The organism is Bradyrhizobium sp. TM239, assembly GCF_036247985.1.
Classification (GTDB): domain Bacteria; phylum Pseudomonadota; class Alphaproteobacteria; order Rhizobiales; family Xanthobacteraceae; genus Bradyrhizobium; species Bradyrhizobium ottawaense.
In genome coordinates, this window is the sequence record NZ_BTIR01000018.1 from 222,708 (window position 1) to 230,148 (window position 7,441).

The following is a 7,441-nucleotide window of genomic DNA, read 5'->3' on the forward strand; positions in this document are numbered from 1 at the left end:
CAAAGTTGATGATCAATACGGAAAACCGAGGAACGACAAAATGCGAGTATAGCACAACTAATCCACACGTCGGGATTGACAACTTTCGCGCGACAATGACGCTTTAACTCCTCGATAGTTGATTCTTTTTCATGACCTCCAAATTGTTCGAATGATGGATTCCACCACCGTTCCCCCAGTCTCCCTTGCCGATAGGTTGTCAGCTGTTACGCGGCCGGGCCTCGATCTCACGCCAGTTCTAACGACTGTCACAACCCATGCCAGCATAGAGGATACAAAAGCGATCGCCCACTGCCATCACATAGCTCTCGATGGGAGTTCCCTTCCACGGCTTTCAGACTTCACCGATGAAGTTGCAAATTGGCTGCTCGACTATGTGACGCCTCGCAAGCACTTAATGACGGCGAACTCATCAAACGAGCAAGAAGCCAGATTGAAAAACGAGCGCTTGAGGCGACAGGCCATTGACACCTTCAAGAGAAATGGCATGTCAGGCGAGCAGGGCGAAATGCTTCTATTCGTGCTCGCAGAGAGCCTACTAAAACTACCGCAGCTTCTCTGCAAAATGGACCTCAAAACAGACAGGGAGATGCACTTTCACGGCCTAGACGGAGTTCATTGCGGTCCTGGTAACGGCCCCGACGAACTGGCAATCTATTGGTGCGAGTCAAAAGTCCATAAGAGCCTGGAAGGCGCACTGTCTGAAGCTCTCGATGGGTTGACGCCCTTCCTACTGTCCGCAGGAGGTGGTGACTCGGACAAGCGACGAGAGCTTGTACTGCTTGATCACTACATGGATTTGGCTGACCCCGAGTTGCAGAAGCTTATCCTCGACTCGATCAACCCCCATTCCATTGCATTCAACAAAGTCTCATGGAGGGGGATTTGCTTAGTCGGTTTTGACTACGAATATCCATCGAAGCCCAATCAGATCCGGCACGACGAATTTACTGCGAAGGTAAAGTCCTCCCTTCCCGAGTGGTGTAGAATGGCAAAATCTCGCGCGACCTATCGAGGGATTGAAAGCTTTGAAATCCACCTTCTCTATGTTCCCTTTGGATTCTGCGATGACTTTCGAATTGCAATGAAGAAGTCCCTGGGGCTAACCACATGACGGTCCAGGCACTAGCAGACCTCATTTGGAATGATGGCAATTTGCAAGGGGCCATCCAAGCCATAACCTTACGAGCGGTCGCTGACGAATTGCCGGGTGTTTCCCGCCCAATCTTATCTGAAGATACCAATTGGTTTCACTTGGTAAGGTGCGCGAGCATATTTCTGAACAGCAACTCTGAAAGCTATCACGAGGCCGGCCTCCGCGTTCTCCATTCCTGCCTTACTTCGAGTAACGCTCAAACTGAGCGGGCGTTCGCCGCAGCAGTCCTCGCAAAATCCTCCAACAATCCAACGCTACAGGTAGCGATAAAGCGTCAATTACTTCCCGCGGACATACTCTCCCGATTCGGAACGGACTTATCGCTAGATATTGCCGCCCGCCAAATCGCGTCGACGATTAACATCGGCACGTCCCGAGAGTTTATAGGTAACGACTTTCAGCAGGAACTTTGGAGAGCACTGGAGACTCACGACTGGATTAGCGCGTCAGCTCCCACATCAGCCGGGAAGTCGTATATTCTTGAGAAATGGATCGAGAATGTCGTCCTCACGAGACGACACTCCACGACATTCTTCTTAGTCCCAACGAGAGCACTTATCTCGCAAGTTGAGACCGATCTTCGAAAACTTGTCGGCCAAGATCAGCAGAACGTGAGTATCACATCACTACCGCTCTCTTTCAACGACACGAAACCGCATAACATCTACATTTACACTCAGGAACGCTTCCATCTGTGCATGCTTCGTCGGATATCGCACGATTCAGCCGACCTAATCGTCATCGATGAGGCACAACAAATTGGAGCAAATCAGCGAGGAGTCCTGCTGCAACAAGTCCTCGAACTTGCCCAAGCAGAATATCCGAAGGCAAAATTCCTATTCGCAAGTCCATCGACAGACAATCCGCAGAGTCTCCTGCAGTTCGCGCCGAAAGGAAAGAGAACACGGGCAATTACTGGCAACAAACCGACAGTCAATCAGAATCTCATTTGGATAGAACAAGAGAAAGGCAAGCCGAAGAAGTGGAATCTAAGCCTGCTTTCAGAAAATGAGAGAGCCACACTCGGACAAATTTCTCTACCCAACAGACCCTCCGTTACGCAGAAGCTTCCATTCATCGCTCATGAATTGGGGAAGGCAGGAGGGAACGTAATCTATGTTAATCGCGCATACGACGCAGAGAGAGTCGCGGAAATACTCTGTCAATTCATCAAGAATGAAATTCCAGATCCTGAGCTTTTAGCTCTAAGTGAACTATGCGAAAAAGCTGTCCACCCAAAATTCAAGCTGCGACGATTCGTAAAGAAGGGTGTAGCCTTTCATTACGGCAACATCCCTCAATTGATTCGAACCGAGGTGGAGCGTTTGTTCTCCTTGGGGAAAATCAATTATCTGGTTTGCACCTCAACTTTGATTGAGGGGGTCAACTTATCTTGCCGTAGTGTTTTTATGAGAAATCCAAAGCGCGGCAAGCAGGATCTTATGAAGCCAGAGGACTTCTGGAACCTTGCCGGTCGGGCTGGAAGGTGGGGCAAGGAATTCCAAGGAAATATTTTCTGTATCGATCCACTTCATGCGCCAGAATGGTTCGATGGAAGCGCGCCACGTTCGAAGCGAAAGCAAAACATCCGAATAGCAACCCAGAGGCTAGCTTCCGAATTTCCGGCATTTTTGACTTACGTCACCAACCGCGGACGAGAAGCCACGGATCGTTTTTTCGAGTATCTGCTATCCTATCTTATCTTTCGCAGAATTACCCACGGGACCTTGGCCGGCTCGCCGAGCATATCTGCGCTAACGAACGAACAACTGAGCGTTTTGTCGACCGCAATTGAAGAGATTCTAGAAAGCCTAGAAGTTTCCGCACAAATCATTCTAAGGAACCCAGGAATCAATCCACAGGGCATGAACGCCTTGCAGCGCTATTTCATGAAGAAGCCAGATCTGGAATTGGAAGACCTTTTGCCTGCTGATCCGCTGAGCGATGCCGCTGTTCAAGACGAGAGCGGCGAGAGCCGCAATGATGCCATCAACAATTTCGTGGGAATATTCTCTAGACTCTCCGATCACCTAGGCGCCAATCTTGGTAGCGGTAACTCCGCTTACGGCAATGCCTTGTTGGTCATCGAGTGGATGCGTGGCCTTCCCCTTAGTCGAATGATTGACAATCAAATCCGATATTGGAAACGGCGAGATCCGTCAAAACAAGAAACGACGATTATTCGGGAGACGATGGAACGGGTGGAACGTGTTGCGCGGTTTGAAACTCCAAAGTATCTCCATGCCTACCTAGATATACTTCGACCAGTACTAATAGCACGTGGCGAAGGCGACATACTGCCACCGACAGATGACTTCTGGATGTACCTTGAGTTCGGTGTCTCAAAGCGAACTCAATTGTCCCTAATGTCACTTGGTCTTTCGAGGTCAAGCGTAACTTCAATCTCAAATTTTATCATTGAGGACAATTTCTCCGAGACGGAGTGCTTAACGTGGCTATCGACGAACGATTGGCGCGAGTTTGATCTTCCAAAACTGGTCGAAATCGAAATTGAAACAGTTCTTAAGAGACATGATCGTACGTCGCGTGCATTGCCACAATAACTGCGGAGAGGGTCATAAGCCTGAGCCTACAACTCGTAGGATGGGTAGAGCGTAAGCGAAACCCATCGAGGCGCCTTTGATGCCGGCACATGATGGGTTTCGCAAGTGCTCTACCCATCCTACGAACTATTTGGGCTCCTTCTTCCGGAACGGATCGGCGGAGTCGTCGTAGCCGCGCCGGCTGCTGTAGAACATCAGGGCCATCAGGCCGCAGCCGATGACGAGCGAGAACAACGAGCCGAGACCGAGCGCGATCCAGCCGTTCTCGTCCATGGCGGCGTCGTCCACGCCGTTGGTCGCGTTCCAGGCCCAGTGGATGCCGAACGCCGCCAGGCCGAGCATGACGAGCAGCGCGGCGATGAGAAGCACCTGACCGGGATTGAGGCTTCGCATGGCTGGCTCCCTTCGGCGGGCAACGGCAGCGGGCCGCGACGGTTCCTGAGGCTTGCAGAATGGCGCAGGGCTGTCGCCATATGAGGTATCGGCTAGGCACACAGCATCCACATCGTCATGGCCGGGCTTGTCCCAGGCATCCACGTCTGTCCATAGCGCACGGAGAACGTGGATGCCCGGGACAAGCCCGGGCATGACGACCTCTGCGAGCGGAGCATCATGGGTTCCGCGAGGGCTCAACCCATCCTACGATTGTCGCAGCGATCGCCACGGCGCAGTAAACGCGCGGGGCACAGCGGCGACTGCCGCTGTGCCCCTTTTCGCAAATCACATTGACCCGCGTTACAGCAATCCGACCTTGTGCATGATCTGCCGGATCTGGGCCGGATCGGGATCCATCATCGTGGGGACGAATGTCGCGCTCGCCGTCTGTGCGGGACCGCGGGCGACGTAGCTCGAACCGCTTTGCATGGGATCGACGGACTGCAGCGTCATCGCGCCTGCCGTTTGTGCCGGACCACGCGCCACTGAACCCGCACTGGCCTGCACTGGATCGGCGGACTGCGGCGCCGGGGCGCTCGCCGGAACCATGCTCGGTGCTTCGGCCGGCGGCAATCCGAGCAGACGACGCAGCGTCGCCAGCGAAGGATCGGTTGCGGACGCAGCGGCGGCAACGGGGGCGACGCCGGTTTCGAGGCCGAGCGCCCGCATCGCGTTCGGCAGTCCCGCGCCGGTCCGATTGGGGTCGCCGAATTGCAGCGGTGTCGCGGTTTCCTTCAGGATCTGGAACAGCCGCTCGACACGGCGTGCGTCGCGATTCTGGAAGTTGCCTTTGGTGAAGTCCGGATGGTGCGCCAGCACGAGCGCGGCCAGGCCCGTGACATGTGGTGTCGCCATCGAGGTCCCGTCCCATGCACCGAAACCATCGGCGGGAAGCGACGAGACGATCCCGACACCGGGCGCGCAGACGTCGACCTCCGGTCCGAAGCAGGAGAACTTGGCCGGGAAATATCCGTCGCGGCTCTGGAAGCCGTCGAGGGCTTGCTGCGAATGATAGCTGTCATCGGGGAATTCGCCCCACTTGCCCAATGCGGCGACCGCCAGGCAATGCGGCGTCGACGCGGGAAACTGCACCGGCCCCGACGAATTGCCGGCAGCAATGATGCAGGCCATGCCCATCTGCTTGGCCCGGATGATGCGGTCCTCGATGATTTGCGACGGCTCGCCGCCACCCAGGCTCATATTGGCGACATCGATGCCGTGCTCCATGCAGTAATCGAGCGCAGAGACGAGATCGCTGAACCGGCCGCCCGGGAAGATGCGGCAAACATGGATTTCCGCCGCCGGCGCGAAGCCGCGGATTCCGCCACCGGGGCCGACCGGACCGCCGGCGATGATTCCGGCGCAATGCGAGCCATGGCCGATCGTGTCGACGGTCCACGCCGCCTTGTCATTGCCGACGATGCTGGTGCCTACCGTGATGCCGTGCAGGTTGCGATGGGTCGGCGCCAGGCCGGAATCGATGACCGCGATCTTGATGCCGGCGCCATCGAAGGACGGCGGCAGACGATCGAGGCCCATCGCGCGCTCACCCCAGCCCATCAATTGCTGGCCGGGGAAGTTGCGCAAGACCGCACCGAGCGCCCTCACGGCGATCCGGTTGACGCTGTTGGGAACGAGCTGCGGACGATCGAGCCAGAAGGTCCAGTAGTCGATCTTCGGTTTGACCAGGATCGAGCGAATGGTCTCCGGCGATTCGCCCTGGAGGGTCACCGTGGCACGGCCGGTGGCGTCGGTGATGCCCTGTGCCGGCCACATGCTGCCGAACACATAGACCTCGGCTTCGGGCAGCGGGCCGTCCTGACCCAAGACTTCGATGGTTGCAGTGAAACCGTCGGCCAGCGGCGTCAGCACTCCCGGATTGGGAAGCTGCGGCGTGGTCGGATCGAGCATGTAGGTCAGCCGCTCGTCACGCTCCACCGCGCAACGCCCTTGTGCCTGGGTCTGCAGCAACTTGGCCTTGTCGGGAGTCATCTTGGCGAGAACCAGCGGACGGAGCGGCGCTTGTCCAAAGTCCGCGCTCTGAAATCCGAACAGGCGCGGCGGAGAGACCGTTTTCACCACTTCGATGTCGGGGCTGTTGGTGAGCTGCTGGGTCAGAAAGTCGACGCTGAAGGTCGCAAGCCCGGGCTGCTGCTGCGGCGCGATCATGAATTGCGATCGGCGCGATACGATCGTTGCGGGCTCCTGCCCTGGTGCCGGTGACTGGCTGCCACCGTGTCCGGGATCGGCGCCGTTGGCGTTTGCCGCCGCTTCGGTCGCATCATGCTCGCTCTGCCCGGAAGTTCCTGGTTTGCCTCTCGTGGCCATTGCGGCCTCCTTGATGTTTTGCGTGTCCAATGTTTGCCGACCGAAATCAGTCGGCATCGAATGGCTTCAGCGCTGAATCCGGTTCGACCACGAGCGTGGCAAACGTCGATTTCAGGCGATCGGCCTGTGTCTTCGTCATCGAAAGGATGACGACGTCGGGAGCGACCTGCGCTATTCGCGTCACGCCGGGTTCACGCTGCAGGTGTTCGTTGAGCTGACCGGATTGGACCGGGTCTCCCTGCACGATGAAGTGCTGCGACGCGTTTGAATCCGCCATCTGGCTTCCAATCATTCTGTGCGCAGAGGCGGGCTTGCGCCCGCCCTCTGCGTGTTGGGTCTAGTGCATCGTGCCACCGGGCTGGCCGGCGTTGAAGACGCCGAGTTGGCGACCGATATCCAGGCCGGTCTGGGCACCCTGGCCGATCTTCTTCAGCACGCTCCAGAAGCTCTGCAGCTCCATGTCGGTCGGCGGTGCGGCTGCCGGCTGCAGACCGGGCTGGCCGGCGCTGAACACGCCGAGCTGGTGGCCGATATCCAGGCCGGTCTGGGCACCTCGACCGATCTTCTTCAGCACGCTCCAGAAGCTCTGCAGCTCCATGTCGGTCGGCGGTGCTGCCGCAGCCGGCTCCAGGCCGGGCTGGGCACTGAAGACGCCGAGCTGATGACCGATATTCACACCAGTCTGCACACCCTGGCCGATCTTCTTCAGCACGCTCCAGAAGCTCTGCAGCTCCATGTCGCTCGGCGGTGCTGCCGCGGCGGGCTCGAGGCCGGGCTGGGCGCTGAAGACGCCGAGCTGGTGACCGATATTCACACCGGTCTGCACGCCCTGGCCGATCTTCTTCAGCACACTCCAGAAGCTCTGCAGCTCCATGTCGGTCGGCGGCGCTGCCGCGGCCGGCTGCAGGCCCGGCTGGTCGGCGCTGAACACGCCGAGCTGATGACCGATATTCACACC

The 7,441-nt window shown here is 57.2% G+C and carries 6 protein-coding genes; 2 read left to right on the forward strand and 4 right to left on the reverse strand.

Going from position 1 to position 7,441, the window contains the following annotated elements; translation table 11 throughout:
• The first annotated feature begins 151 nt into the window (after positions 1–151).
• The gene (locus AABA84_RS27800) at positions 152–1,114 is read left to right on the forward strand and encodes a HamA C-terminal domain-containing protein (protein ID WP_338313754.1); all 963 of its coding nucleotides are present in this window, start codon (positions 152–154) and stop codon (positions 1,112–1,114) included.
• Positions 1,111–3,720, forward strand: a complete 2,610-nt coding sequence (locus tag AABA84_RS27805) for a DEAD/DEAH box helicase (RefSeq protein ID WP_338313755.1) — start codon at positions 1,111–1,113, stop codon at positions 3,718–3,720. Before AABA84_RS27800 ends, AABA84_RS27805 begins: the two co-directional genes overlap by 4 nt.
• 126 nt (positions 3,721–3,846) lie before the next feature.
• Here the strand turns inward: AABA84_RS27805 and AABA84_RS27810 are convergent, their stop codons facing one another.
• The 4 genes from AABA84_RS27810 to AABA84_RS27825 all read right to left on the reverse strand — a co-directional run.
• A complete protein-coding gene (locus AABA84_RS27810; RefSeq protein ID WP_338313756.1) occupies positions 3,847–4,113 on the reverse strand; it encodes a hypothetical protein in 267 nt (88 codons plus the stop codon).
• Positions 4,114–4,455: 342 nt separating this feature from the next.
• Positions 4,456–6,483 (reverse strand): S8 family peptidase, encoded by a 2,028-nt coding sequence (locus AABA84_RS27815; protein ID WP_338313757.1) that lies wholly within the window; start codon positions 6,481–6,483, stop codon positions 4,456–4,458.
• A gap of 46 nt (positions 6,484–6,529) precedes the next feature.
• Entirely contained in the window at positions 6,530–6,760 is a 231-nt protein-coding gene (locus AABA84_RS27820; RefSeq protein ID WP_338313758.1) for a hypothetical protein, read from the reverse strand.
• A gap of 60 nt (positions 6,761–6,820) precedes the next feature.
• The coding region (locus tag AABA84_RS27825; RefSeq protein ID WP_338313759.1) for a hypothetical protein at positions 6,821–7,441 on the reverse strand (621 nt) is incomplete at its 5' end.

What these genes read in the sequence shown, in the direction of transcription:
- AABA84_RS27800 (WP_338313754.1), top strand. Translation starts at nt 152, where the DNA reads ATGATGGATTCCACCACCGTTCCCCCAGTCTCCCTTGCCGATAGGTTG.
- AABA84_RS27815 (WP_338313757.1), bottom strand. Translation starts at nt 6,483, where the DNA reads ATGGCCACGAGAGGCAAACCAGGAACTTCCGGGCAGAGCGAGCATGAT.
- AABA84_RS27820 (WP_338313758.1), bottom strand. Translation starts at nt 6,760, where the DNA reads ATGGCGGATTCAAACGCGTCGCAGCACTTCATCGTGCAGGGAGACCCG.
- AABA84_RS27805 (WP_338313755.1), top strand. Translation starts at nt 1,111, where the DNA reads ATGACGGTCCAGGCACTAGCAGACCTCATTTGGAATGATGGCAATTTG.
- AABA84_RS27810 (WP_338313756.1), bottom strand. Translation starts at nt 4,113, where the DNA reads ATGCGAAGCCTCAATCCCGGTCAGGTGCTTCTCATCGCCGCGCTGCTC.